This window comes from Sinorhizobium fredii USDA 205 (assembly GCF_001461695.1).
Lineage (GTDB): Bacteria > Pseudomonadota > Alphaproteobacteria > Rhizobiales > Rhizobiaceae > Sinorhizobium > Sinorhizobium fredii.
Genome location: NZ_AUTC01000199.1, coordinates 198,690 through 225,449, shown reverse-complemented (window position 1 = coordinate 225,449; position 26,760 = coordinate 198,690). Strand labels below are relative to the sequence as shown.

23 protein-coding genes, 1 tRNA gene and 1 pseudogene are annotated in these 26,760 nt (G+C 61.0%); 9 read left to right on the top strand and 16 right to left on the bottom strand.

What is annotated here, in order from left to right; all coding sequences use genetic code 11:
* Positions 1–9: 9 nt before the first annotated feature.
* From sfsA to radC, 3 genes are read left to right on the top strand one after another with little or no spacing between them, the layout of a single operon-like run.
* Complete coding sequence (gene sfsA, locus N181_RS29845) at positions 10–765, top strand: DNA/RNA nuclease SfsA (RefSeq protein WP_014328271.1); 756 nt, start codon at positions 10–12, stop codon at positions 763–765.
* A complete protein-coding gene (gene map / locus N181_RS29840; protein ID WP_014328270.1) occupies positions 759–1,598 on the top strand; it encodes a type I methionyl aminopeptidase in 840 nt (279 codons plus the stop codon). Before sfsA ends, map begins: the two co-directional genes overlap by 7 nt.
* Positions 1,595–2,386, top strand: coding sequence for a RadC family protein (gene radC, locus N181_RS29835; protein ID WP_014328269.1), 792 nt, complete (start codon positions 1,595–1,597; stop codon positions 2,384–2,386). Before map ends, radC begins: the two co-directional genes overlap by 4 nt.
* Before the next feature lie 28 nt (positions 2,387–2,414).
* Here radC and N181_RS29830 read toward each other — a convergent pair whose 3' ends face one another.
* Positions 2,415–3,467 carry a magnesium and cobalt transport protein CorA gene (locus N181_RS29830; protein ID WP_037393400.1) on the bottom strand — a complete coding sequence of 351 codons (1,053 nt, stop codon included), beginning with the start codon at positions 3,465–3,467 and terminating at the stop codon, positions 2,415–2,417.
* 179 nt (positions 3,468–3,646) lie between these two features.
* On the opposite strand from N181_RS29830, the gene sthA reads away from it, so the two are divergent.
* Complete coding sequence (gene sthA / locus N181_RS29825; protein WP_037393365.1) at positions 3,647–5,050, top strand: Si-specific NAD(P)(+) transhydrogenase; 1,404 nt, start codon at positions 3,647–3,649, stop codon at positions 5,048–5,050.
* A gap of 67 nt (positions 5,051–5,117) precedes the next feature.
* Here the strand turns inward: sthA and N181_RS29820 are convergent, their stop codons facing one another.
* Both N181_RS29820 and tig read right to left on the bottom strand, forming a co-directional pair.
* A complete protein-coding gene (locus N181_RS29820; RefSeq protein WP_014328266.1) occupies positions 5,118–5,699 on the bottom strand; it encodes a dienelactone hydrolase family protein in 582 nt (193 codons plus the stop codon).
* Positions 5,700–5,930: 231 nt separating this feature from the next.
* Positions 5,931–7,406: a trigger factor gene (tig, locus tag N181_RS29815; protein WP_014328265.1), complete on the bottom strand. Its 1,476-nt coding sequence runs from the start codon at positions 7,404–7,406 to the stop codon at positions 5,931–5,933.
* 546 nt (positions 7,407–7,952) lie between these two features.
* Between tig and N181_RS29810 the strand changes: the two genes are divergently transcribed.
* Positions 7,953–8,035, top strand: a tRNA-Leu gene (locus N181_RS29810).
* A 62-nt stretch (positions 8,036–8,097) separates the two neighbouring features.
* Here N181_RS29810 and N181_RS29805 read toward each other — a convergent pair.
* The 8 genes from N181_RS29805 to N181_RS29770 form a co-directional block, all read right to left on the bottom strand.
* Positions 8,098–9,681, bottom strand: coding sequence for a GMC family oxidoreductase (locus N181_RS29805; RefSeq protein ID WP_014328264.1), 1,584 nt, complete (start codon positions 9,679–9,681; stop codon positions 8,098–8,100).
* Positions 9,674–11,197, bottom strand: a complete 1,524-nt coding sequence (locus N181_RS29800) for a GMC oxidoreductase (RefSeq protein ID WP_037393367.1) — start codon at positions 11,195–11,197, stop codon at positions 9,674–9,676. The genes N181_RS29805 and N181_RS29800 overlap by 8 nt, the downstream gene beginning before the upstream one ends.
* A gap of 11 nt (positions 11,198–11,208) precedes the next feature.
* Positions 11,209–12,309 (bottom strand): ABC transporter ATP-binding protein, encoded by a 1,101-nt coding sequence (locus tag N181_RS29795; protein WP_014328262.1) that lies wholly within the window; start codon positions 12,307–12,309, stop codon positions 11,209–11,211.
* A 4-nt stretch (positions 12,310–12,313) separates the two neighbouring features.
* Positions 12,314–13,219 carry a carbohydrate ABC transporter permease gene (locus tag N181_RS29790; RefSeq protein ID WP_014328261.1) on the bottom strand — a complete coding sequence of 302 codons (906 nt, stop codon included), beginning with the start codon at positions 13,217–13,219 and terminating at the stop codon, positions 12,314–12,316.
* Positions 13,212–14,105 (bottom strand): carbohydrate ABC transporter permease, encoded by an 894-nt coding sequence (locus tag N181_RS29785; RefSeq protein WP_014328260.1) that lies wholly within the window; start codon positions 14,103–14,105, stop codon positions 13,212–13,214. The genes N181_RS29790 and N181_RS29785 overlap by 8 nt, the downstream gene beginning before the upstream one ends.
* A gap of 60 nt (positions 14,106–14,165) precedes the next feature.
* On the bottom strand, positions 14,166–15,413 hold the full coding sequence (locus tag N181_RS29780; protein ID WP_014328259.1) for an ABC transporter substrate-binding protein: 1,248 nt from the start codon (positions 15,411–15,413) through the stop codon (positions 14,166–14,168).
* 63 nt (positions 15,414–15,476) lie between these two features.
* Positions 15,477–16,790: a histidinol dehydrogenase gene (hisD, locus tag N181_RS29775; protein ID WP_014328258.1), complete on the bottom strand. Its 1,314-nt coding sequence runs from the start codon at positions 16,788–16,790 to the stop codon at positions 15,477–15,479.
* Positions 16,791–16,890: 100 nt separating this feature from the next.
* On the bottom strand, positions 16,891–18,693 hold the full coding sequence (locus tag N181_RS29770) for a thiamine pyrophosphate-binding protein (protein ID WP_037393370.1): 1,803 nt from the start codon (positions 18,691–18,693) through the stop codon (positions 16,891–16,893).
* A 374-nt stretch (positions 18,694–19,067) separates the two neighbouring features.
* Between N181_RS29770 and N181_RS29765 the strand changes: the two genes are divergently transcribed.
* Positions 19,068–19,757 carry a hypothetical protein gene (locus N181_RS29765; RefSeq protein ID WP_037393402.1) on the top strand — a complete coding sequence of 230 codons (690 nt, stop codon included), beginning with the start codon at positions 19,068–19,070 and terminating at the stop codon, positions 19,755–19,757.
* Positions 19,758–19,829: 72 nt separating this feature from the next.
* Here N181_RS29765 and N181_RS29760 read toward each other — a convergent pair whose 3' ends face one another.
* Entirely contained in the window at positions 19,830–20,654 is an 825-nt protein-coding gene (locus N181_RS29760) for a helix-turn-helix domain-containing protein (protein ID WP_037393372.1), read from the bottom strand.
* A 133-nt stretch (positions 20,655–20,787) separates the two neighbouring features.
* Here N181_RS29760 and N181_RS29755 point away from each other — a divergent pair, with 133 nt between their 5' ends.
* The 3 genes from N181_RS29755 to N181_RS33865 all read left to right on the top strand — a co-directional run bounded on the left by N181_RS29755 (position 20,788) and on the right by N181_RS33865 (position 23,071).
* Positions 20,788–21,801 carry a Gfo/Idh/MocA family protein gene (locus N181_RS29755; RefSeq protein WP_080577349.1) on the top strand — a complete coding sequence of 338 codons (1,014 nt, stop codon included), beginning with the start codon at positions 20,788–20,790 and terminating at the stop codon, positions 21,799–21,801.
* Between the two features lie 57 nt (positions 21,802–21,858).
* A complete protein-coding gene (locus N181_RS29750; RefSeq protein WP_037393373.1) occupies positions 21,859–22,746 on the top strand; it encodes a sugar phosphate isomerase/epimerase family protein in 888 nt (295 codons plus the stop codon).
* A gap of 154 nt (positions 22,747–22,900) precedes the next feature.
* On the top strand, positions 22,901–23,071 hold the full coding sequence (locus tag N181_RS33865) for a hypothetical protein (RefSeq protein ID WP_162129797.1): 171 nt from the start codon (positions 22,901–22,903) through the stop codon (positions 23,069–23,071).
* A 267-nt stretch (positions 23,072–23,338) separates the two neighbouring features.
* Here N181_RS33865 and N181_RS29745 read toward each other — a convergent pair whose 3' ends face one another.
* The 4 genes and pseudogenes from N181_RS29745 to N181_RS29735 all read right to left on the bottom strand — a co-directional run bounded on the left by N181_RS29745 (position 23,339) and on the right by N181_RS29735 (position 26,685).
* Entirely contained in the window at positions 23,339–24,859 is a 1,521-nt protein-coding gene (locus tag N181_RS29745) for an efflux transporter outer membrane subunit (RefSeq protein ID WP_037393375.1), read from the bottom strand.
* Between the two features lie 199 nt (positions 24,860–25,058).
* The gene (locus tag N181_RS32675) at positions 25,059–25,322 is read right to left on the bottom strand and encodes a BA14K family protein (RefSeq protein WP_370040038.1); all 264 of its coding nucleotides are present in this window, start codon (positions 25,320–25,322) and stop codon (positions 25,059–25,061) included.
* 121 nt (positions 25,323–25,443) lie between these two features.
* On the bottom strand, positions 25,444–25,803 hold the full coding sequence (locus N181_RS29740; RefSeq protein ID WP_014328250.1) for a hypothetical protein: 360 nt from the start codon (positions 25,801–25,803) through the stop codon (positions 25,444–25,446).
* Between the two features lie 89 nt (positions 25,804–25,892).
* A pseudogene (locus N181_RS29735) lies at positions 25,893–26,685 on the bottom strand (DUF3313 domain-containing protein).
* Between the last annotated feature and the right edge of the window lie 75 nt (positions 26,686–26,760).

Below are 26,760 nucleotides of genomic sequence, written 5' to 3'. Positions count from 1 at the left end.
GGACGCATCGTGATTTTTTCCCGTCCGCTCGTTCCAGCAACGCTTCTCCAGCGTTACAAGCGCTTCCTGTTCGATGCAGACCTTGCCGACGGGACGCGGATCACCGGCTCTTGCCCCAACACCGGCTCGATGCGCGGCCTGACGGCGTCCGGATCGGCGATCTGGCTGTCGGAACATGACTCGCCGACGCGCAAATATCGCCACATGCTGGAGATCGTCGAGGCGAACGGCACGCTTGTCGGGATCAATACCGGGCTGCCAAACCGGATCGCCGAAGAAGCGATCGCCGCCGGACTGGTCAGCGATCTTCATACTTATGAAACGCTACGCCGTGAACAGAAATACGGGCGCAATTCAAGAATCGACATCCTGCTCAGCGACCCGGCAAAAGGCCTCGCCTATGTCGAGGTGAAGAATGTCCATTTCAGCCGCGCCGAGGCCTTGGCAGAGTTTCCGGACAGCCCGACTGAGCGCGGCGCCAAACACCTCGACGAACTCGGTGACATGGTCGAGGCAGGACACCGGGCGATCATGCTGTATCTTGTTCAAAGGGACGACTGCAGCGTCTTGCGGATATGCCGCGACCTCGATCCGGTTTATGCTCGGGCATTCGAGCGAGCCGCTCAGCGCGGCGTCGAAGCCTATGCGATCCGATGCGCGATATCACCCTTCGAGATCGTGCCGACCGGAGCGATGACAGTGGACGAACCGGTCCTTGCTGATTTAAGAAAACCGCCTGAAACATCGAAAGTCTTGGAATGGTAACCTACATCGAGGCCGGCGCTGCCCCCTACAAGAACACCGGCGTCATTCGTCTCTACGGACCGGATGGATTCGAAGGCATGCGCAAGGCCTGTCAGGTGACGGCACGCTGTCTCGACGAGCTGGTCTCACGGGTACGCCCCGGCGTGACGACGGAAGAGATCGATCGCTTCGTCTTCGAATTCGGCATGGACAACGATGCGCTGCCCGCGACCTTGAACTATCGGGGATATACCAAGTCGTCCTGCACCTCGATCAACCACGTCGTCTGCCACGGCATACCGAACGACAAGCCCCTGCGCGACGGCGATATCGTCAACATCGACGTCACCTATGTCGTCGATGGCTGGCATGGCGATTCCAGCCGGATGTACCCGGTCGGCGAGATCAAGCGCGCCGCCGAACGGCTGCTCGAGGTCACGCACGAATGCCTGATGCGCGGTATCGCGGCGGTTCGGCCCGGCGCCCGCACCGGCGCGATCGGCGAGGCCATCCAGATCTATGCGGAATCGGAGCGCTGCTCGGTCGTCAGGGACTTCTGCGGGCACGGCGTCGGCCGCCTGTTCCACGATGCTCCGAACATCCTTCACTACGGCAACGCCATTGAGGGGCCGGAACTCAAGGAGGGCATGATCTTCACCATCGAGCCGATGATCAATCTCGGCCGGCCGCATGTGAAGGTGCTCTCGGACGGCTGGACGGCCGTAACGCGCGACCGGTCGCTTTCGGCACAGTACGAGCACACGGTCGGCGTCACCGCGAACGGCTGCGAAGTGTTCACGCTTTCACCGGCCGGCCTTTTCATGCCCGGTGTCAGCGCATTGGGCAACGCGTGACGAAGCCTCCCCCTTTTCCCGAACCGGACGAGAACGAGACCGCCGACGAGCGGCAGTTCTTCGTGCAGCAGAAGACGCGGAAACTCGACAAGGTGCCGACGCTTGGCGGCAACGGCGAGGCGCACTATCACGGTCACCGCGATCGGCTAAGGGCCCGCTACCGGGAACAGGGCGATGCGGCGCTCGCCGATTACGAGATTCTCGAACTCATCCTGTTCCGCCTCATTCCCCGCCGCGACACGAAACCGATCGCCAAGGAGCTCCTTGCGCGCTTCGGCACGCTTGCCGGGGTCTTCGGCGCGCCGCAACACCTGTTGCAGGAGGTCAAGGGCGTCGGCGAGTCGGTCGCGCTCGACCTGAAGCTGATCGCGACCGCTGCGCAGCGGATGCTGAAAAGCGAACTCCGCAACAAGCAGGTTCTGTCATCCTGGAGCGCCGTGATCGACTACTGTCACGCCGCAATGGCGCATGAAACGAAGGAACAGTTCCGCATCCTCTTTCTCGACAAGCGCAACGCACTGATTGCCGACGAGGTCCAGCAGCAGGGAACGATCGACCATACGCCCGTCTATCCGCGCGAAGTGGTGAAGCGTGCCCTGGAACTCTCCGCGACAGCCTTGATCCTGGCGCATAATCATCCATCGGGCGACCCGACGCCGTCGCGTGCCGATATCGAGATGACCAAGCTGATCGCCGAAGCGGCCAAACCGCTCGGCATCACCGTCCACGACCACGTGATCATCGGCAAGGACGGACACGTCAGCATGAAGGGCCTGCGACTGTTCTAGGCTCGCGCAGACCAGCACCCCTCCCTGACTAAAGCCAGCGCGCCCGCCGGAAGAACCGGTAGAGCGTGCCGCACAGCCCGAAGATCACGGCCAATACGACGAAATAGCCATAGCGAAACCTGAGCTCCGGCATGTCGTCGAAGTTCATGCCGTAGATTCCGGCGATCGCCGTGGGGACTGCCAGAATCGCCGCCCAGGAGGCAAGCTTGCGGGAGATTTCCGTCTGCTCGGACTGGCCGATCATCAGGCTTGCCTCGAAGGTGAAGGCCAGCACTTCGCGGAGTGCGTCGATGTCCTCCTGGACGCGGCGAACGTGATCGGTGACATCGCGGAAAAGCGGCTCCATGGCCGCGTCCATGCCCGGCAGTTCGAGATGCTCGTGGCGGCGGCAGACATCGACCAGCGGAACGACGGCATTGCGCAGCTTGAGCAGATTGCGCCGCATCAGGTAGAGCCGCTCAATATGTGCCTTGTCCAACCTCGAGCGCAGCAGACGATCTTCCAGTTGCTCCACCTCCGCGTGGATCGCCTCCACCACCGGCATGTAGTTGTCGACGATGAAGTCGAGAATCGAATAGAGGATGTAATTCTCGCCATGAGCCAACGCGGCCGGCGACGATTCGCAACGCTGCCTCACCGCCATGTAGGACGTCGAAGCGCCGTGACGAACGGAAACGACGTAGCCGCGCCCGACGAAAAGGTGCGTTTCTCCGAAGGCGATCTCCTCCTCGACCATATGGGCGGTGCGGGCGACGACGAAGATCGCGTCGCCGTAGATTTCGAGCTTCGGACGCTGATGCGCCTTGCCGGCATCCTCGATCGCCAGGTCGTGCAGGTCGAATTGCTTCTGCACCTGCCGCAGCAATTGCTGTTCCGGCTCGTGCAGGCCGATCCAAACGACAACGTTCTCTTGATTGCGCCACTCTCCGGCCTCTTCGATCTCGATGTCTCGAACTCGACGGCCATTCTGATAGACGGCGGCAGCCACGACTCCGGGCCGATTGCTCGCCGTCCCTTCGGCCGCATGGCCGACGCCTTGCTGCGAGCCTTCCACCGGACCATTCATCCACTCGAGCGCCATGCCTTTCCTTCCTCGCTTTCCGAACGCGGGCAGCATAGCGATATTTGGCATCGGACGCATCCAGGACAGATCGTTGCGGCCTTGCCACTTCATCAAACCGTCCGATTGACGATATAGATGTCCCTGCGCAATTTTTGCCGCATCGCAAAACGAGTCTCGCTTGGCTCAAGGGAACGTTCATGAACCAATTCGATCTTATTGTCGTCGGCAGCGGTCCGGCCGGACGCAGAGGCGCAATTCAGGCGGCCAAGCTCGGCAAGAAAGTGCTCGTCATCGAGCAGGGCAAACGCGTCGGTGGCGTATCCGTCCACACCGGTACGATTCCCTCGAAGACGCTGCGCGAGACGGCGCTCAACCTCTCCGGCTGGCGCGAGCGCGGCTTCTACGGGCGTTCCTACCGGGTGAAGCAGGAGATCAGCGCCGAGGATCTGCGCCAGCGCCTGATCATCACGCTGAACCATGAAGTCGAGGTGTTGGAACACCAGTTCGCGCGAAACCGGGTGCAGCACATCCGCGGCAAGGCGAGCTTCGTCGATCCGACCACGCTCGAAGTCATCAAGGACGATGGCGAGAGCGTGCATGTTTCCGGCACCAGCGTCCTGCTTGCCGTCGGCACGAAACCCTTTCGGCCGGATTATATTCCGTTCGACGGGAAGACCGTTCTCGACAGCGACGAGCTCCTCGAAATCGGGGGTCTGCCGCGCTCGCTGGTGGTCATCGGCGCCGGGGTTGTCGGCATCGAGTATGCAACCATCTTCAGCGCGCTCGACACACAGGTGACGGTGATCGATCCCAAGGCGACCATGCTCGACTTCATCGACAAGGAGATCGTCGAGGACTTCACCTATCAGCTGCGAGACCGCAACATGAAGCTCAATCTCGGCCAGAAAGCCGAGAAGGTGGAGCGGCTCGATGATGGTAAGGTTATGCTTACACTCGACAATGGCCGCAAGATCACGACGGATATGGTGCTGTTTGCCGCCGGCCGCATGGGAGCCACCGAAGCGCTCAATCTCCCGGCTGCCGGTCTTGAAGCGGACAGCCGCGGGCGCCTGAGCGTCAATCCGGAAACATTCCAGACGACCGTTCCGAACATCTATGCCGCTGGCGACGTGGTGGGCTTTCCGAGCCTCGCCTCGACCTCGATGGAACAGGGCCGTGTCGCAGCGCGCGTCGCCGTCGGAGCCATCGCCAAGGAGCCGCAGAAGTACTTCCCCTACGGCATTTATGCGGTACCTGAAATCTCCACCTGCGGGCTTTCCGAAGAGGAAGTGAAGGAACGCGGCATCCCCTATGAGTGCGGCATCGCCCGGTTCCGCGAAACGTCGCGCGGCCACATCATGGGGCTCGATGCCGGGCTCCTGAAGATGATCTTCTCGCTGAAGACCCGGCGCCTGCTTGGTGTGCACATCATCGGCGAAGGCGCCACCGAACTCGTCCATATCGGCCAGGCGGTCCTGAACCTGAAGGGGACGGTCGAATATTTCGTCGAGAACACGTTCAACTATCCGACGCTTGCAGAGGCCTACAAGATTGCCGGGCTCGACGCCTGGAACCGGATGGGCGAGCTCAAAGCCGTGTAGTTGTGGCGCAAGCGCTGGTGGGGGACCACCTTTCGGCACTGAGTTCGAGCCAAGACGCCGGCATGGATCAAACGCGATCTAGGAACTCGAGCACTCGGATGGTGAGTAGTGCGGTTGCATCCGCGTCATACGACGGGAGCGAGCTATCGGCGAAGTAGTGCTGATCGCCGGGGTACAGGAAAAGCTCCGCGTCCTCGACCTTCTCCACGATCTCGCGGGCGGCGTCGATGTCGCCCTCGCCGACGAAGATCGGGTCGTTGTCCATGCCGTGAATCTGGACCGCGATGCCGTCTGGCCAGGGTCCGAAGGCCCACTCGCCGCTGATCGGCAGACACGAGTAGAAGAGCAGGGCCCCGCGGGCTCCGGGCCGTGTCTGTGCCAGCTTCTGCGCCGGCAGCACACCGAACGAGAACCCGGCATAGACGAGCTCGGGAGGCAGTTCGTCGGCGACGCGGACGCCGCGCTCCCGCATGTCGTCGAATCCGATCTCACCGATGTAGGCGAGCCCCTCATCAATGCTCTGGAATGTGCGTCCGTCGAACAGGTCCGGCGTGTGCACAATGTGACCGGTGGCCCGCAAGTCGTCGGCGAACGCGCGCACACCCGGGGTCAGCCCCTGTGCGTGGTGGAACAACAAGACCTCGGCCATACGGAGCCTCCGGGTGGGATGGTCGGGCGCACGTTCGGCCACCCTACAGCGTCATCGCCTCGCCGGGAAGAGTGCGGACACGTTACAGAAATGAAGAACCGGAAGATGGGGTCAGACCAGCGCTTGCGTTCTGGCCGCCGCCTTGCGATCCGGGCCGCCATTCGGCGGCCTTCCTTTTGCTGATATGAAAAGGCCGCCCGTAGGCGGCCTTGAAGGTATGGAGAGTGCCGATTACTCGGCGCTCTCGTCCGCGGCCTTCTTCTTGGCCGGAGCCTTCTTCTTCGGAGCTGCGGCTTCTTCGCCTTCGCCAGCTTCGGCCTTCGCAGCCGCCTTCTTCTTGGCCGGCGTCTTCTTTGCCGGCTTGTCTTCGGCTTCGTCCTCGGCCATCAGCTCGTCCTTGGAAACCGTCTTGTCGGTCACCGCAACTTCCGAAAGCAGGTGGTCGACGACCTTCTCCTCGAAGAGCGGGGCGCGCAGCGAAGCGGCCGCGCCCGGCGTATTCTTGAAGTAGTCGAGGATCTGCTTTTCCTGGCCGGGGAACTGACGCAGCTGCTCGAACAGCGAGCGCTGCATTTCGTCATCGCTCACCTGGACGCCGGCCTTCTCGCCGATTTCGGAGAGTACGAGGCCGAGACGAACGCGACGCTCAGCGAGCTTGCGGTACTCGGTGCGGGCTTCTTCTTCCGTCGTATCCTCATCGGCGAAGGTCTTGCCGGCCTGCTCGAGGTCGGTGTTGATCTGGCGCCAGATGTTCTCGAATTCGGCGTTGACGAGGCGCTCGGGCGTTTCGAACTGATAGAGCTCGTCGAGTTGGTCGAGAAGCTGGCGCTTGACCTTCTGGCGGGTGACCGAACCGTACTGGCTTTCGATCTGACCGCGGACGATTTCCTTCAGCTTGTCGGCCGATTCGAGGCCGAGCTTTGTTGCGAGCTCGTCGTTGATCTCGATCGGAGCGGCGGCAGCGACATCCTTGACGGTGATGTCGAAGGTCGCTTCCTTGCCGGCGAGGTTGGCGGCCGGGTAGTCGGCCGGGAAGGTGACCGTGATGGTCTTCTCGTCGCCGGCCTTGACGCCGACGAGCTGCTCTTCGAAGCCGGGAATGAAGCGGTTGGAGCCGAGAACCAGTTCGGCGTCCTCGTCCTTGCCGCCGTCGAAGGCTTCGCCGTCGACCTTGCCGAGATAGTCGATGGTGACGCGATCGCCGTCGGCAGCCTTGCCCTTCTTCGATTCATAGGTCCGGGCGCTTTCGGCGATGCGCAGGATCTGCGCGTTGACTTCGTCTTCGCCGATCTCGACGACTTCGCGGGTCACCTTGATGCCGGTCGCATCCTTGAGCTCGATCGCCGGGATGATCTCGTAGGCGAGCGTGAATTCGAAATCGGCTTCGGCCTTGAGGATCTTGTCGGCTTCGGCCTCATCCTCGGTCATGGCGACTTCAGGCTGCGTGGCGGACTTCTCGCCGCGGCCCGTCAGAATTTCGGTCGGCTTATCGCGAACGATCTCGTTGACGAGTTCGGCCATGATCGACTTGCCGTAGACCTTCTTCAGATGGGCAACCGGCACCTTGCCGGGGCGGAAGCCGTTGATGCGGACGCGGTCCTTCACCTCGGCCAGACGCTCGTTCATCCGAGTTTGCATTTCATCGGCCGGGATTACGACCTTGAGTTCGCGCTTCAGCCCTTCAGCGAGCGTTTCGATAACCTGCATGTTCAAACCTTCACTTCACGTTGACAGTGCTCTTGCCCCGAAAGGCCTGGCGAGCACTTGAGCCGATCCATTTGCCGGGAGTGGCTTTACGCAATTCCGCAACCGTTTTGCAAGCAAAATGGCATTTTGCCTGCCCTCCTCACCGTCGAATACCGACATGTGGCCGCGATATCGGTCCGATCCAACTGGCGAGACTTCCAGCTTCTCGCCTCGCCGCACCAGCGCCAATTCATCGCCACGCAATGTCGGTCCACCAGAGGACAGTGAATTCAATCACTTAATCGCGACCGCCACGTCGCTGTCGACAAGGCGTCACGAAGTCATGGCACATTTCGCGGTGTGTCACGGGCGCCAAATACACCCGATAACCGCCGAATGGCAAGTATTTCCGGTGCGAGAGCCGCTAGGAGTTCCATGCTGCACCGGCAGCGTCACATATCGACAAGGCGCCAGAGCCGCGCCTGCTCCGAGCCGCTCGCCGCCTCTCCACGCAAGACTTGCCAAAATGCCCGTCATTGTTCTACAGGCATCGCAAGCCCATCCGTTGCCCGGTTGGTGGAATTGGTAGACACACTTGGTTTAGGTCCAAGCGCGAGAGCATGGGGGTTCGAGTCCCTCACCGGGCACCATTCATTGACATATCCGCGAACACTTGCGTCATCGATGCCGCCGTCCCCCGCGCACGACCTCCCTAAACCGACTCCTTCAGATGATCCGCAGCCTTCTCGCCGATCATGATGCACACCGCATTGGGATTTCCGGAGATGAGGGTCGGCATGATCGAAGCATCCGCCACCCGGAGACCTGAGACGCCGCGAACCCGAAGCTGCGGATCGACAACTGCCGTTTCATCCTGCCCGACCCGACAAGTTCCGGCCGGGTGCAGCGCCGCGTGAGCCTCGCGTTGGCAGAAGTCTCGGATCTCCTGACGGGAAGAAACAGAAGCGGGAACATGCCGACCGGCGAGATACCGACGGATCGCCGGCTGATCCATGATGTCCATGGCGAACATGGTGCCGTCCGTCAAAGCATCCAGGTCTTCCGGCTCGGCGAAGTAGTTTGGAGCGATTCGAGGCGGTTCGACCGGATTGGCGCTGTTGAGACTTACTTCGCCTCGCGAACGGGGGCGTATCTGTCCGAGATTGATCGTGCAACCGTTGCCTCCCGGCACGGCGTCCACGCCTTCCTCGATTCCGGCGCCCACGACCATGAAGTACTGGATATCCGGAACCGGCTCATCTCTATTGCCCCACCAGAAGGCGCCACCTTCGATCAGGTTTGACGACGCTGGCCCTCCTCTGAACAGGAGATAGTTCAGGCCTGCGAGCGCCTTCCAATGCGGCTTTTTATATTTGTCGTAGCTGTGGGGCCCGGTAAGCTGATAGATCAGGGATATCTCGATATGATCCTGGAGGTTCTGGCCGACACCGGGGAGATCGGCGTGCACTTTGATGCCGTGCTTCTCGAGATGCCGAGCCGGTCCAATGCCGGACAACATCAAGAGCTTCGGGGAGTTTATGGCCCCGGCCGACAGGATGACCTCCCGGTCGGCGCGCAGGACCTGGGTTCGCCCGCCTTTCACGTATTCGACCCCGACTGCCCTTCCCTTTTCGATGATAATTCGTGTGACGCGGGCGCCGGTCTCGACCCGCAAGTTACGTCTCTTGCGCGCCGGCCCGATGTAGGCGACAGCAGCGCTGCTCCGCCTGCCGTTCCTCGCGGTGATCTGATACAGGCCGCAGCCCGCTTGGTTGCCCGAATTGAAGTCCGGATTGTAGGGAAGACCCGCCTGCTGGCAGGCCAGCAGCCATGCTCGCGTCAAGGGATGAATATATTCGATGTCCGAGACGCCCAACGGACCGCCAACCGCGTGGCTCTCATTGCAGAACCGGTTGTTATCCTCGGCCTTCAGGAAATAGGGAAGAACGTCACTGTAGCTCCAACCCGTCGCGCCGAGGTCGACCCATCGATCGTAGTCGGAGGGAACGCCCCTGATATAAATCATGGCGTTGACGGAGCTCCCTCCCCCGAGAACGCTTGCCTGCACCATTGTCGGGTCCTCGGATCGACCCTGTTCCGGCCTCGGGATCCATGGCATGCGCTTCAGCAAAGAGCCTTGTGCGGTCTTGTAGTAGGCGCCAGGTATGTGAATGTACGGATTTATATCTCTGGGCCCCTCTTCCAAAAGCACCACAGACCTGTCGGGATCTTCGGACAGGCGAGAAGCAACCACGCAGCCGGTGGAACCGCCGCCAATGACGATGTAGTCAACCATTCAAGTCCTCCCGACCGTCGAACCTTGCCCTGATCGACTGCCCCGCCTTGATCGCGAGCGCCGCGATCGTCAGAGCCGGATTGACCGCAGCAGATGTCGGCAGCACCGAAGCATCGGTGACATAGAGATTGTCGAGATCATGTGCGCGGCAGTCGAGCGACACGACCGAGCTCTTGGGATCATCGCCCAGCCTGGCTGTGCCGCATTGGTGAGAAGTCGTCTTCCGACCGAAAGTGCGCGTCAGGACGATGGGAAAGCCGGCCCTGCGCATGACGTCGCGGGTTCTTTTGATCAGCGTTTCATGGGCCCGCATGTTGGAGCGCACCCAGTGCATCACGATCTTGCCGTCCCGCACCATGACGCGGCTTTCGGGACTCGGCAGATCCTCGCTTGTCAGGAACCAGCCATAGGCATAACGCGCCATGAGCCCCGCCATCCATGCGGGCACCGTCGGCGTTTGAGCCTTCAGGATGTTGCCGGTGATGTGGCCGAGCAGTTGAACATTGCCCAGCGGAAAGCCCGTGTCCGGATCCTTGTTGTAGAAATCGTTGAAGGCCAAGGTCTTCTGATAGACGGCGGTGTTGCGAGACCTTGGGTCGATTGTCAGCATCGCGGTCGTGTTGTGATTCATGAAGTTGCGGCCAAGCTGATCGGAGCCGTTGGCGAGACCCCGAGGATGCGCCTCATTGGCGGACCTCAGCAGCAGCGCGGCGGACTGAACCGCACCGGCAGCGACCGCGAAAGTGTCGGCGCCGATCCGCTGCTCTCTACCGTCTTTGATAAACACGGCGGCCGTCACTTTCGTGCCGGAGGGGTCCGTTTCCAGTCGCACCACGTTGGCGCCCGTGATGACGCTTACGTTCGGGTGCGCCAAGGCACTGGCCAGCGGGCCGACCTCCGCGTCGATCTTGCCACGTCCGGTGTTCGGGAAAGCGTCCCAACCCGTCTTCGCGCGCCGGAGCCATTCCTCGATATCGATCGCCAGCGGTAGGCTTGCCGGGTGGACGCCGGCCTTGCGCAACCGGTCACGAACTGCGGCAATGGCCGGCTCATCGGGAACAGCCGGGAAGCGGTACGGATGCGATCGGGGCGGCTCCGTCGGATCCTGCTCCCCCGTACCGCGGACGCTGTAGATTTCCTCAGCCCTCTCGTACCAGGGCTCCATGTCGGCGTAGCTCAACGGCCAGCCAGGCGACCTGCCTTGCATGTGCGGCCGCGGCTCAAAGTCCTCGGCCCTGTAGCGGTACATCACCGCCCCGAAGAACTTCGAATTGCCTCCGACATAATAGTAGTTGCCGGGCAGGAACGACTGGCCATCGGTACCGAGCCATTCTTCAGTCGACCTGAAGAAGCCCTTCTGGAAAATCGCCACGTCATCCCGAGCCTCGGGCGTGTCCTTGAGATACTCCCCGCGTTCGAGAATGACGATGCGCTTTCCGCAGCCCGCAAGACTGTAGGCGAGAGAGCTGCCGCCGATGCCCGACCCGATGATGACGATGTCCGCTACCTGCTGCATGGAATATCCTGTCAATTGATCAGTTCTTCGCTGTCCGGATCGAAGAGAACGACTTTCGAAGTATCGACGGAGAGCGTCGCCGGGGTGCGTGCACTCACCTGCTTGGGCGGCAATCGGGCCGTGACCTCCACACCGCCAAGCTGGAACACGGCGAGCGTATCGGGCCCGGTGGGCTCCACCACATCGACGTCCACGGAGACTGCCCCCTCGGTCTGGCCATTGCCGACGCTGAACATTTCGGGCCGGATGCCGATGAGGACTTTTCGGTTGGCATATTTGGACGCCGCCTGGCTGGACAGATTGATTCCCGAAACGCGCGCAGCCTGCCGGTTCGCGACTTCGATGACGGCGGTTGCGGACCCTCCCTCGATTTCGATCTTGCCTGGAATGATGTTCATGGCAGGCGAACCGACGAACCTGGCGACGTAAACGTTCGCCGGCCGGTCGTACACCGTCTGGGGTTCGTCGAGCTGCTGGACCACGCCGCCCTTCATGACGGCGACGCGGGTAGCCAGGGTCATCGCTTCGATCTGGTCGTGCGTGACATAGACGATCGTCGTGCCGAGCCGCGCGTGCAGACGCTTTATTTCCGTGCGCATGTCGACCCTGAGCTTCGCGTCGAGGTTCGACAACGGCTCATCGAACAGGAAGAGCTTGGGTTGGCGCACGATGGCGCGTCCCATCGCAACACGCTGGCGCTGACCGCCCGACAGTTGCGAGGGTTTGCGATCCAGAAGGTGCGTGATCTGCAACAGCTCCGCGGCAGCTCGAACGGCCTTCTCGCGGTGAGCCGGCGGTATGCCGCGGATCTTCATGCCGAACTCGATGTTCTGTCGAACGGTCATCGTCGGATAAAGCGCGTAGGACTGGAAGACCATCGCGATGTCGCGATCTTTCGGCGACAGCTCGTTCACCACCTTGCCGGCAATCCGGACCTCTCCGCCTGAGATGTTTTCCAGACCGGCAATCATGTTCAGAAGGGTGGACTTGCCACATCCGGACGGACCGAGAAGGACAAGGAAGTCTCCCGTTCCGATTGAGATGCTCACCTCCTTGAGGACTTCGAGGTTGCCGTAGGTTTTGCGAACGCGATCGATTTCAAGAGTGGACATTGGATCAGCCTTTCACGGCGCCGGCCGTCAGTCCGCGGACGAAGTAGCGTCCTGCGACGATGTAGACGAAGAGTGTGGGGATGGCGGCGATCATGGCTGCGGCCATGTCGACGTTGTACTGTTTGCGCCCAGTGGTCACGTTGACGATGTTGTTCAGCGCGACCGTTATCGGGCTGTTGCCACCGGACGTGAACGAGACTCCGAACAGGAAGTCGTTCCAGATCTGCGTGAACTGCCAGATACAGGAGACAACGATGATCGGAATCGATGTGGGCAGGATGACGCTCCAGAAGATCCTGAAAAAGCCTGCTCCGTCGACCATGGCGGCCTTGGTGAGTTCGTCCGGCAACGAGACAAAATAGTTGCGGAAAAACAGCGTGGTAAAGCATATGCCGTACGCGACATGGACGAATATAAGGCCCGGAATGCTGCCCGCGAGACCGAGCAGGCCGAGGGTACGCGCCATCGGAATCAGGATCGCCTGATACGGCAGGAAGCAGCCGAAGAGCAGCAAGCCGAAGACGAAGTTCGCGCCCGGAAACCGCCATTTCGTCAGGATGTAGCCATTGATGGCCCCGATGCCGGTCGAAAGGACGACCGCCGGAATCACCATGAGCAGCGAGTTCACGAAATAGGGCTTCAGACCGGTGCATTCCGTGCCGATGCAGGCCTGTGACCAGGCTGCACGCCAAGCGTCGAGGGTGACGGTCTGCGGCGGGCCGATGAAGGAGCCGCCGTAGATTTCATCGAGCGGCTTGAGCGATGTCACGACCATAACCCATAGGGGCATCAGGTAGAGAACTGCCATGACAGCGAGCGGGCAATAGATGAACAGACGACCTAGTCGCATCCGATTTTTCTGCAAGAGGGCGTCACCGATTTGCGTCTGCTGCGAGAGGGCGTTAGCCATTGTTGCGCTCCCGAAGTTCGGAATAGAGATAGGGGATGATGATTGCCGCGACGGTCATGAGCATCATGATTGCGCTCGCCGCCCCGACCCCCATCTGGTTTCTGCGGAACGTCGCCGAGAACATGAAGGTCGACGGAAGTTCCGTTGCGGATCCGGGGCCGCCGTTGGTCAGCGCCAGCACGAGGTCGAAGCTCTTGATCGCGATATAGCTCAAAAGAACAATCACGCTGAGCATCGCCGGCCGCAGCATCGGGATGATGATCTGCCGATAGATAAGCGGGAGGCTTGCGCCTTCGATCTGCGCGGCCTTGATCACCGAATTGTCGATTCCTCGCAAACCGGCCAGGAAAATCGCCATGGCGAAACCCGAGGATTGCCAGACGCCAGCAATCACGACTGTGTAGATCGCCATGTTCGGATCGGTGATCCAGTCGAACGTGAAGCCGGTCCAGCCGAGTTCGTTGACGACCTTCTGGATGCCAAGGCCGGGGTTCATGATCCACTTCCATGCCGTCCCGGTGACGATGAACGACAGGGCCATCGGATAGAGGTAGACCGCCCTCAAGAGCCCTTCCGAGCGGATGTTTTGGTCGAGGAGGATCGCCATCAGCAGGCCGATGCCGGTCGAGAGCACCAGGAAGAGGGCGGAAAAGATAAACAGGTTCGCAACGGCAGTGTGCCACCGCGGCGTCGCCCACAGCCGAACAAATTGCTCGAGACCCACGAAGTCGTAGACCGGCACGAACTTCGAGGAGGTGAAGGAGATCACGCCGGTCCAAAGGATGAACAGGTAGACCGTGACGATGACGACGAGCAGGCTGGGAGCAACGACAATGCGTGGAAGCCAGCCTGCCAATCGTGATGAAAAACTCTTGGCGGCGTTCATGAGCTAGCTCCGATGACCAATCCATTGAGGGGGCCGGGTGCTGGGCACCCGGCCGTTGAGTCAGCGGGCGTTGTCGATGCCTTCGACGAGCATCTTGACGGCGTCTTCCGAAGACATTTTGCCGACAAAGAACTGTGCGGCCACATCGCCGAACACCGATGCGAATTCCGGCTTGGCGGCAAAGCCGTGCGTCATCGCTCCCAACATGCTACCCGCCTCGATGGCTTCGGCCCGTTCATTGAAACCGAGTTTCGCGCAATCATCGAAGTCGTCCACGGAGACGTCCGTTCGAGCCGGGATGGAACCCTTGATCAGGTTGAAGCCCTTCTGGACCTTGGGATCCATGATCGTCTCGGCCAGAGCCACCTGGGCTTTCTGGACGGTCTCGTCCTTCACGGTGAACATGCCGAAGCTGTCGATGACGTACTGGAACGAGGTCACCTTGGCCGGCGTCGCGAAGCAGTAGAAGTCCGTATTCGGCTTCAGTCCCTTGGCGAGGAACTCGCCCTTCGCCCAGTCACCCATGAACTGCATCGCAGCTTCGCCGTTGATGACCATGCCGGTGGCGACAGCCCAATCGCGGCCAACGAAATTGTCGTCGACGAGACCACGGACCTCACGCAGCGCGTCGAATACCTTGACCATTTCCGGGCTGTTCAACGCCGCCGGATCGAGGTCGATGGCTGCCTTCTTGTAGAATTCCGGGCCGTTCAGGTCCGACAGCAGCGCATCGAAGATGATCCCGATCTGCCATGGTTCGTCGCCCATCGCGACTGGTGTGACGCCTTTTTCCTTGAGCTTCTTGCCGGCTGCGATCAGGTCCGCCCACGTCTTGGGAACCGCGATACCGGCCTCGTCGAAGATCTTCTTGTTGGCCCATACCCAGTTCTGACGATGCATATTGATCGGCGCCGCAATGAACGCGTCTCCGGAGGTTACGAAAGCAAGCAACTGCGGGGGAAGCGCCTCACGCCAGCCGCCGGCCTTGGCAAGGTCGTTCAGATCGCGCACGACGCCCTGCTCCGCCCACTGGGGACCTTCCCAGCCCAGGAACTGCATTGCCCCCGGCGGGTCACCCGACGTCAGGCGAGACCTCAGGGCCTGCTGCGCGTTTGCGCCGCTCATGCCCCCAACGGCGGAATCCTTCCACTGGAAGCCCTTTGTTTCTAGGTCCTTGCGGATGACGTTCAAGGCGTCAACCTCGCTCTGGGAAACCCAGTGGTGGAGAACCTCGATCGTGCCTTCCGCACGCGCGGCCGCTGGCACCAACATCGTGGCAGCGACAAGACTTGCAAGAAACTTTGACATCTATGTATTCCTCTCTGGTTGCGGTTGATCGCGGGCCCTTGGCAGGCTCTTTGCGCGAAATTGTTAGTTGGGGTCCGCCGGCATCGCGTAGCCGACGTTCTTGCGGCCGTACCGGCGAACACGGATGTTCGATTGCTCTGCGTGGCCGGCAAATCCTTCCATGAGGCAAAGTCGCGAGCCGTATTGCCCGATCAAAGCGGATGCCTCGTCCGTCTCGATACGCTGATAGGTGCAGGTCTTGAGGAACTTGCCGACCCAGAGACCGCCGGTGTAGCGGGCGGCTTTGTTGGTCGGCAGCGTGTGATTGGTACCGATGACCTTGTCTCCGAACGAGACGTTGGTGCGGGCACCCAGGAAGAGCGCGCCGTAATTCCTCATATTGTTGAGGAAGTAGTCGGGATCGCGGGTCAGCACCTGAACGTGCTCGGAGGCAACCCGGTCGCCTTCGGCGACCATCTCGTCGACCGTGTCGCACAGGATGATTTCCCCGAAGTCTTCCCATGCCTTTGCGGCAATCGCCGCAGTCGGCAGGATCTTCAGGAGGCGATCGATCTCGCTGAGGGTATCACGAGCGAGCTTTTCCGAGTTCGTGATCAGGACCGCAGGCGAGTTCACGCCATGCTCTGCCTGTCCCAGAAGATCCGTCGCGACCAGTTCGCCATCAACGCTATCGTCGGCAATGACAAGGGTTTCGGTCGGACCGGCGAAGAGATCGATGCCGACCTTCCCGAAGAGCAAGCGCTTGGCCTCGGCGACATAGGCGTTGCCGGGACCCGCCAGCATGTCGACCGGTGCGATCGTTTCCGTCCCATAGGCCATCGCCGCGATCGCCTGGACACCACCCAGGCAATAGATCTCGTCGGCGCCCGCCAGCGCCTGGGCCGCGACGATCTTCTCGGAAATCCTGCCCTGGAAAGGCGGCGCGCAGGTGATGACACGCTCGCAGCCGGCAACGCGGGCGGTCAGGACGGTCATGTGCGCCGAAGCCAGCAACGGATACTTGCCGCCCGGCACATAGCAGCCGACATTCTGAATCGGGACATTGCGATGACCCAGGATCACCCCAGGAAGGGTCTCAACCTCGAGATCGGTCAGTGTTGCCTTCTGCGCTTCCGCAAACCTGCGAACCTGGTCCTGCGCGAAGTCGAGGTCTTCCCGCTCCTGTTTGGTGAGGGAATTGATCGCCCGATCGATTTCCTCCTTCGAAAGACGATAGGATTCGCGATCGAATTTATCGAACTGGATCGACAGTTCGCGAACGGCCTTGTCCCTGCCATTTCGGACTTTTGCGAGAAGCGCTTCGACTGCTTTGGTCACCGCGCTGTGGGTACCGCCTTCTTCTACCGGGGCCCGCGCTGTTTTAATGTGCCGTATCATGACAAAGACTCTTCGTTTACGGACGCCGCAAGCGCCGCACTCTCAACGTGATGGATGGTGAGGTGCGAGGGTGGCCTGCCGCCCCCTCGCGAAGTTCTGCCTAGAGGTGCTGCTCGCGTGCACGCATCTCGGCGTAGGCAGCCTGTTCCTTCTCGTAGTAGGCCGGCGACGGGAAGTCCCACCAGCCGGTGGCGAACGGGCCTGCCGCATCGCGCGATACGATGACTTCAACCAGGGCCGGACCGCCGCATTCCAGCGCCGCCTTCAGGCTGCTTTCGAGGTCCTCGTCCTTCTCGACCTTCCAGGCCTCCAGGCCGAAGGCGCGCGCCGAGGCCGCAATGTCGGCCGAGTAGGGCTGACCATTGCCGGCGTGACGGTTGAACTCCGATGCAATGTGACGCCCCATGAACTTGCGCTGGCCGCCGCGGATCGACATGTAGCCCTGGTTGTTCAGCACCAGGAACACCACGTTGATGCCGTTCATCGCTGCCGTACCCATTTCCGGCAGGGACATCATGAAGTCGCCGTCGCCGACGATCGCCACGACCTGACGGTCGGGGCAAGCGAGCTTCGCGCCAAGTGCGGCCGGGACTGCCCAGCCCATCGGGGAATAGGAACCCGATGTAAGATGCGTGCGCGGTTCATAGACCGGGAAGCTCTGCTTGACGGAGCCTTGCGTGTTGCCGGACCCGACAACGACGATGCCATTGCGGTCCAGAACCCTGCGAAGGGCCATGAGCGGACGTTGGGAGGTGAAGGGCGTTTCGCGGCTGTTTTCACGCGGCTCAACTTGGGCGCGCCAGTCGTCCTTTGCTTTTTGAACGTCGGCAAGGAACGTCTCGCGACGTGACAGCATCTTCTTAGAATCGGCGTCGGAGATCATCGCCAGCAGCGCTTCCAGCGCGACCTTCGCATCCGAAACGATGCCGACTTCGGTCTCGTAGTTCTTGCCGATCTCGCGCGGATCAAGGTCGATGTGGATCAGCTTGGCCGAGGGGATCGAGAACGAGACGCCCTTGGCGTAGGACGATGCCGACCAATCGGTGAAGCGGCAACCGACCGAGACGACGACGTCAGCCGAGGCGGTGATCTTGTTGCCGCAGGTCGTGCCGGTCTGACCGACTGCGCCGATGAACAGCGCGTGATCTTCCGAGATCGCTCCCTTGCCGTTCCAGGTGATCGACACGGCCGCGCCGAGCTTTTCGGCAAGGCGGGTCAGCTCAGTCGAGGCGTTTGCGGTGATCGCGCCGCCACCTGCGACGATGACCGGACGCTCGGCATTCAGCAGCACTTTGATGGCCGCCTCGATCGCCTTCGGGTCCGGATAGGCAACGCCGATCGGCAAGCGCCTCTCCAGCGGGTGAATGGTGACATCTGCCGCCTCAACCTGCACATCCATCGGCACTTCGACATGGACGGGGCCCGGACGGCCCGTCATCATCGCGTTGAAGGCACGATGCATGATGCTCGGCAGGACCTGAACCGAGTTCGCCTGCCAGGCGCGCTTCGTCACCTGCTCGGTAATACGTGGGAAGGCGTTGTCCTGCTGGCGCTCCAGCTCCTGCATGGTGCCGTGACCATGCATGTAGGTCTGCGGCGAACCGGAGACATAGAAGAGCGAAGTGGAGTCGCAATAGGCCGTTGCCAGACCGATGATCGTGTTCGCGGCACCCGGACCCACTGAGGTCGAGCAGGCCATCGGGCGTCCCGAGGCACGGAAATAGCCATCCGCCATATGCACGGCGCTCTGCTCATGCATGACCTGGATGAATGGAATCTCAGAGCCTTCTTCAAGAAAGGCGTCAAAAAGCGACCAGATGCCGTGGCCCGGAACACCGGCCACATATTCCACTCCGTATTCCTTAAGCGCTTTCGCGACGACTTGACCGCCCGTGAGCTTCATCTGATCTACCCTCCTCGGTGTGTTCCTGCCTGCGAGCCTTCATCAGCGCGGCTCTTCCGACTATGGGAGAAACAGTCCGTCTTTCGGGTAGGTCTTACAAGTTCGCAGCACACGATTAGCTGACGCAGACTGACGCAAGACCTGCTGAGGTCTGCATCACACGCATGGCGCCTTCCGCATGATAATCTTAGATCAGTATGAGCCCCTGGTGGGTCTGGGACCTGTGCGCCGCTCGGCGGCGGGTTCAAGGGGATTCGCAACTAGACGCACTGTGCGCGTATACTTGCGTGGCAAATCAGAGTCCCGCGCAATAGGCATTTCGTTCCTGTCGTGGCTTCCTTTGAGGAAAGTAGCCTTTGCAGGAGGAGTTCGCCGTGGAGAACAAAATCAGAGATCTCGCGTTTGCCGACGAGTTCATTTACGCGAAGCTCATCGAGAACGTTGTTGACTATGAGGTCGACGACGCGATCGTCGTCAACCTCAGCCCGCGGCCGCTTGTAACGGGTGATGAGCATCCGGCGATCGTTCCCGCCTGGAAATCCACCTGGCTGCGCGGCGGGCGCATCAAGAGCGCCGAGCGGGTTGCACTGCTGAAGGTGCAGCGTGCGACCAATCTTGGAGGAGCTATGTTCCGGGGCTGGGACTGGCTCGGCAACCGGATCCGCAGTTTTCCGAGAGACACTCCCCTCTTTATCTCGAAGCAGGACGAGGTCGGCTCGGTCACGACGGATCCCCGTGTCTTCACGAACGAGCGCGCTGAACACGAGGCGCCGCAGTCGTTCACATTGAAGCTAAATCTCTGGTGGGCACCCGGCGACACGGACTGCTTCATTCACCATGAGCACCCATTCCTGGAGACGCATACGCAGATCCATGGCTCCGGCCGAATGCAGAAGTTCAAGCAACGTGACCCGTCGACCTTGTATGAGGACGTGGTGATGCCCGTCGGCTATTCGCATGATCCGTTCTGCAGGGTGACGGGGAAAAACGAGTGGACCTATCCCTGGCACCGCTACTACGCCGACACCGACTCCGTCTGGTTGGCGGTGGAGTTGCATCCCTGACGACTCTGCGGCGTCATGCGTCTCGTCAGAGCAATTAAAGGAAACATGCAGGCCCGGCCATGCGGTCGGGCTTCAGCCCATCTGGATCATGTCGGACCCGTCACCCAGATATTGCAAGGCTTCCCGTGGTATGGACGGGTCATTCCGATCCATCACCGTCAGGTTGTTGAGGTGCTCGCGCTTCAATAGCCCCGGTCCACGGTAGTGGAGCGCCACTTTCGTGGAATATGGCGACCTGAACATGTTCGCGGCAATCCCGCTCGCGATGCCGAACATGAAGTTCTTGGAATTTCGCTTGACCTGAGCATAGACCCCGAAGGTCAGCTCGTTGCGCTGGATTCCCTCAAAATCGGCCGTGAAGATGCGATCGGCGACGGGAAAACAGAAGCCGTAATATTTGAACACATACTCCGTTTTCTTTGGATCGTCGAAGCTCGGGAACCGCTCGACATAATAGTGCTGAAGGAACTCCTTGTTGCGATAGATGCAGAAGGCGGACCTGAGAACGAAGCCCTTGTAGATGGAGGAAAACTGATACCTGTCATAGACACCCAGAATGTCGCTATCGAGCGAATTGTTCTCGACGATCATGTTCGACACGAAGCGCGAAAACTCCGGTAGCTGGCGAGCGGTGGACATCGCATGGAAGAAATTGCCGTCGACGAGCGTGCGAAATTCGTCCGGATCCGAAAACAATATAGAGACGCTTAGGCCGAAATAGTTCGCGATCATCCTCAGATTGGATGCCGAGGGGACGTGAGCGCCCGAAAGATATTTATTGAATTGCTGCCGATTGACGTTGATCTTTCGACAGACCGCCGCGATCGATCCATGCCCTTCGCAAAGGGTTCTGAGATTGGCCGCCAGAGCCGCTGCATTTCCCCCGAACTGATCCATCAGTCCATGTCCCAAAACTGAAGCAACGAGAAGCACACTCTACTTCTTTTCGCGAAGGACATCAATGGGATGCGAAATTGCCGCGTGAGCGGCCATGCCTCACACTGCGTCAAAAGCTGACATGCGAGGCACCATGGCAGTGCGACAGAACGCCGACGAAGGGTGGTCCGTTATGGGCACCGGGACAATCGCAACCGAGCACATGGTTGCAGGCATCCGTGCGATGGGGCACTCGCCGCTTTGGGTGGTGAGCCAAAGCCGAGCAGACGCCCTCCATTTCTCCAATGACTTGGGTATTCCCCAGGCGACGACCGATCTGCAGCGGGTGTGGTCCGATCCGGCAGTCAAGTTCGTCTACATCAGCGCCACTCTCAAGCGTCGGCCACATTACGTTCTCGCGGCGGCCGATGCCGGAAAGCACATCCTCTGCGATGGCCCGCTATCGCAAGACAGCAATACCGCAAAAAGACTCGTCAAGCACTGCGCGGACGGTGGAGTGCTGCTCGCAGTCAACCAGCCCCTTCGAGCCTCCGCTATTCACCAGACGATGCGCCGGTTAATTCTCGAAGGAGAGATCGGGTCGGTCCAGTCCCTATCGATCTTGCGCGGCGGCCCCTTTCAGTCCCCTCCAAATCGGAGGAGGGAGATGCCCCACAATGGCGGAAACGTCTATCTCGACGTCTGCGCCGAGGACATCGATCTCGCGCGCTTTCTTACCGGTGCTGAGCCGGTCGAGGCGATTGCCTTCGCAAAGGAATCGAACGGCTCGCCCAACCATCTCGCTTATACAATCCGTATGGATGATGGTGGCCTTCTCCAGGCGCATGAGAGTTTTGGCACAGCCGACATCGAAAGCATGGTGGTGGCAGCCGGCACCGACGGCGTGCTGATTGCAAGCGGTACATTGAGCTCGCGCGGCTCCGGTGTTCTGGTGCGTCGGCTCGCAGGCCGTAACGAGCTCGTTCCCGTGCGTGAACGAGATCTGCACACCGCCACATTGGAAGAGTTTGTCGGCGCGGCGAGAAATGAAGCTTCCCCGCTGGCGACTGGCATGGACAGTTTCGCGGCGCTGGTCGCTACCGAAGCAGTGGCTTTGGCGGCGAGAACCGGCCGAGCGACGGCGATCCGACCAGATGCGAGCTCATGAACACACAGCGCGCGTGTCGGTCCTACCCTGGCGGCAACTGCACATCTGGAAAGATTGATGACCATGACCAAAACGAACCAGCTCCTGCTGCACTCCCTTGTCGCAAAACATTCTACGCTCGCGACCGATCTCGACATCGCTGAAAAGGTCGGATTCGATGGGATAGAAGCGTCCGCGGCTAAGCTAAGGGGATTTCTGGAAGCAGGGTTTTCGGAGGCAGAGCTGGCGGAGCTGCTCCGGGGCGTGAACGTACCGGGGATGGGCTTCCTGATAGACATAGAGCGCCAGGGCGAAGCGAAGAAAGAGCTCATGCAAGAAGCGGAGGAGCTCTTTCGTCTCGCTTCCGTGGCCGGCGCCAAAGGGGTTCAGGTGCTGACTGGCCCCGTCAATGTGGAGGCGGTGCTGCGCCACGAAGCCGGCCGTCCAGCGAACCTTTACAGCGGGTTGCTCGGCCTAACTCTGGAGGAGCAAATCGCCCTCACCGCGAGGAATCTATCCGAGATCGCCGACCTCGCTCGCAGCTATGGGCTTCTCGTTTACCTCGAGGCGCTTTCCTGGACGCCGCTGAACACGATTGAAAAGCAACTGATGATCATCGAGACCGCCGCCCGCGACAATATCCGAATGGTCATCGATTTCTGGCACTGCTTTACGTCCGGCGATACTCCCGACGACGTCGCCCGGCTCGACAAGGACATCATTTACGGCGTCCACGTGTGCGACTCGTTGGCGTTTTCCGGCGGAGTTCCCAATGAAGTGGTCTTGAGAGACGTCCCGACCGGCGCCGGAGTGATCGACCTGAAGCTCTGGGCTGACGCTGTCAAAGCCACCGGTTACGACGGGTGGTGGAGTTGCGAGCTCTTCTGCCGGAAACAACAGCAGCAGAACAGCTACGAAGTGGCGCGAGGACTGCACGCATTGATGTCGAAGCTCGTCCTTGGCTGATTTCCCTCGGGTATCACAGGCGACCCTTCGAGCCATCATTCGCAACTGACGGAACAATGTGCGTCACATTGCTTCATGTATTTTAGACGTGAGAAAGCGACCTCCGGCGCCCGTTGTCTTATCCTCGAGTGGTGTTTAGCGGAGGGAGGGGAACTTGACGCTGCATAAAATCACCGTGCTAGCCACCGTGGCTATCCCCACCGCACTCTGCTTGTGGTGGTCGGGACTGCTTGTGGGCCAGTTTTTTGCCCAGATCGCTTCCCTTTACGAGATTCAGGCCATGCTAAAGAGAGATGCAGTGTTGACCATCCTGCAGGGAATCTAGCTACGAGCTTGCCACCCGCTGTACGTTACCAAAATTGCAAAGGGTGGCAGGCGGCGGTGGTTCTCCCCACCGCCGCCAACTTTTTGTCTGACCGCCTTCTGCAGTTACACTGAGACGCAGTCCCCCAACTGAGCGAAGCTCGGACGGGCATATGATCAAACTTCCGATTGTGCCGATCAGTGACGCCCTCGCCTGCCCCGCCTGAAGAGCAGCTTTGCGATCCAACTGCCGAGCCAGAGAGGTCCGCCTCAACGATGTGCCCTGTGTCTAGCCGCTACTGTGCGGCTTGGCGCGCGCCAGGTGCGGCTCGGTGTTGACATCGACTACGGCCGGCTTTGACACGTCGATGCCACCGTCCCAACCACCGCCAAGCGCCTTGTTCAGGGCGATGAAATAGATGGCGATATCGGCGCGGCTCCTGATCAGTGCCTCTTCGGCGGTATAGAGCGACCGTTCCGCATCGAGCACGTCGAGGAAATCGACGGCGCCAGCCGCGTTGAGGGTGCGCGACAGTTCGGCGGCGCGGCGGTAGGAGGCGGCCGAGGACGAGAGCTTCGCATAGCGTGTCCTTGTCTGCGACAGTGACACGATGGCGTTCTCGACATCCTCCATCGCGCTGAGCACTGCCGCTTGATAGGCGACGTAATATTGGTCGCGCTGGGCCTTGGCGACGTCGACGGCGGCCTTGAGCCGTCCGCCCTCAAAGATCGGCACGGTAAGGGTTGGCCCGAAGCTCCAGCCGATCGTCGACTTCTTGCCGAGGTCGCTCGTGCTCAGCGCCGAGGTCGCGATATTTCCCGTCAGGCTGATCGACGGATAGCGGTTCGCCTCGGCCTGGCCGATCTTCGCTGTGGATTGCGCAAGCTGCCGCTCGGCGAGCCGCACATCCGGGCGGTTCACGAGGAGCTCGGCCGGGATCCCGGTCGAGACAGGTGCTTTCGGCAGCGGCACCGCGCCGCCCTTCTTCAGCCGTCCCTCCAGTGCCGCTGGTGGTTGGCCGAGCAGAATGCTCAGGCGATGAATGGTCTGGGCGTAGGAGATCTGATAGGTCGGGATATCAGCCTCTGTCGACGTCGCCTGCGCGTCCGCCTTCGCGTCGTCGACGCCTGTTGCCTCGCCGGCCGTGAATTGCTCTTGGGTGAGCTTCGCCGTCTCGCGCTGCGACGCGGCCGAGCGCCGGGCGAGCGCAAGAAGCGACTGGTATTCGCGCGCCTGGATATAGTAGGAGGCAACATCGCCGACGAGCGTGACGAGGGTGTCGCGCAGTTCCTCCTCGGCCGCCTCCGCCCCGTACCGGGCAGCCTCCAGACCGCGCCTGTTGCCGCCGAAGAGGTCGAGCTCCCAGCTTGCATCGAAGCCGCCCTGATATTGGCTGTAGACGCTCGGCTGCGAACCGGCGACCGACGACGTCGAGCGCGTCCGCGTTGCCGAGACTGAACCGTCGACGGAGGGAAAAAGCGTTCCCTGCTGCTCGCGATAGGTCGCACGCGCCTCGCGGATCTTCGCCTTGGCAAGGGCGACGTCGAGGTTACCCTCGACTGCCTCGGCAACAAGCGAGTTGAGCAACGGATCGCGAAGCTGCAGCCACCATTGTGACAGCTCGGGCGGCTTGGCGGGCTTCTGTTCCTCTTTGCTTCCCCAACGGGTCGGGAGCGCGAGCCGGGGTTGCTCGTAATCCGGCCCGACGACGCAGCCCGCAAGCAACGAGATGCTCAAGAGACTGAGCGCAAGCTTCGTCGTTCCGGTTCTGGAGGACGGCACCTTTCGTCTGGCGGGGAGGATCGTCATGTCGGTTTCTCGGTCAGGGAGCATTGGAGAGATTCGGTTGTTGTTCCGCGGCACCGCGACCGCCGTGGGACGCTTCCCTCCCCCGCGCCTTTTGCGACTCGACGCGTCATTTCCAATCGCTCAGGTGAGGACGTTGCATCTAGGGAGGAAAGTGACAGCCTGAACTGTCAGGCCAAGGGCTTTGCTTCATCGCTTCCACTTAGCTGAAAGGGGAATAGCAAAGTCTTCGCGGCCCTTCGTAGGGCTGGTAGGTATTGTCGTATGCCCTGTAGCTGCGGTAGCGGTGCGCGCACCAGTCCGAGTGCCTCGGATCATATCGGCGGGCGTAGTCGGGCTCCGGCGGAGGCGGCGCGACAATCGGTGGCGGGCCAGGTAGCAATGGTGGAGGAAGCAGCACGGGAGGCGGGACTTGCGCCACGGCGGCCGACTGACCCAACAGTATAAACGACACCGAGACGATCATCGCTGCGTATTTCATCGAAGTACCTCATTTCGCTTTCACGCGTGAAGCGGCACCAATACTTCCGAGAATTTCGGTCGGATTGTCCGATTGGCACACCCTGGGAATTGTTCGGGATCTGTCTCTAACGGCTGAACTTCAGGTCGGGCTTGTCGCCGTCCCAGCCCTGAAGCCCTCCGGCAACCTCGTTAAAGCGAAGGCACCTGGTGCCCATTTTGCCGTTGATGCACACCCCATCCCCCTTGACCGTCCAGGTGACGGACAGCGTAAACGGCAGAGGGCCGCGGATGCTTCCGGTGCCGTCTTTCTTAAGGGTGACCTTGAGGGTCTTGCCGTCCGGCGCAAGCGCCGACCAGGGCTGTCCGTCGGCGAGGACGGCGGCGGCCTGCTCCGGCGGGAGGAAAGCCTGCCCCTCCGCGGCGATGCTGGGGCCTGCTGCAACAATCGTGGCGCACGTGACCGCAAGCCGGAGATTTGTCTTCATGTCAATTATCCTTTATTCGCTCGATCTGCTTGATTTACTTGTGGATACCCAAGAGCGAGTCGTCCGCATCCTCGGTCGCCGAACGAGTGCTATTTGGGAGCTGACGCGCCCTTGTCGGTCCAGCCAGGCGGCAGGCCGAACTGACCGGCGACCACACCTTTGATGCCAGGAGCCGAGCCGAACGCCCTGCATGCGTCGTATTTCGGATCGCCGCCGAGCGACGTCTTCATCTTTTGCATAGACGGCATCGCCATCATCCCCTTGAACGGGTCTCGGCCGGTGACCAGCATGCGGCTGAAGTCGGTGCCGAAGGCGGACGAGCGCGCCGCGCGACCAGACCATCGCCGCCTTTTGCGATCCGTCCTGGCCGACCGCCTCGGCTTCGACGGACAAGCCGCCGAGCCCGATCGGCAGCCTCGGAACTGGAACCGGGAGCATCGCTGCGACGCCGAGCGAGGCGACCGTGGAGGTCGCCGCGGCCGCCCGGTTCGTCGCGACGATGTCGGTGACCGTCGCGCGGACGACGAGGTCTGCCGGCTGGTTTGGAGCCACGACCTTGAAGCGGTCGCTGAGACCGGTACAGAGCGCCCGGTCGATGGTGTTGGTGACGAGCGCCAAGTCTTTGGGGTCGAAGGCGGTGCCGCTGCCGATTTGCGCCGACGTCGGCACGATTCTCACTGTCTGCGCGGCGAGAACCGGTGCCGGATCCACCCGCAGTTTCGCCTTTGTCAGAGTGCCGCCCGAGGCGGTCATTCCCGCGTAGGAACCGAGCGTCGCGCCCTGATGCAAGGGTACGTTTGCGCAGGAGGAGACCGTTAACAGCAGGAACACGCAGAGCACTGCCTGCGGACGTATTTCGGGTAGCTGGAAGCTAAAGAGCATTTGCGAAATCTCTGAACCGGGATCGTGGTTCAGGTTCTAGCGATGCCAGCGTTAATGGCGGTAAAGGCAGTGTAA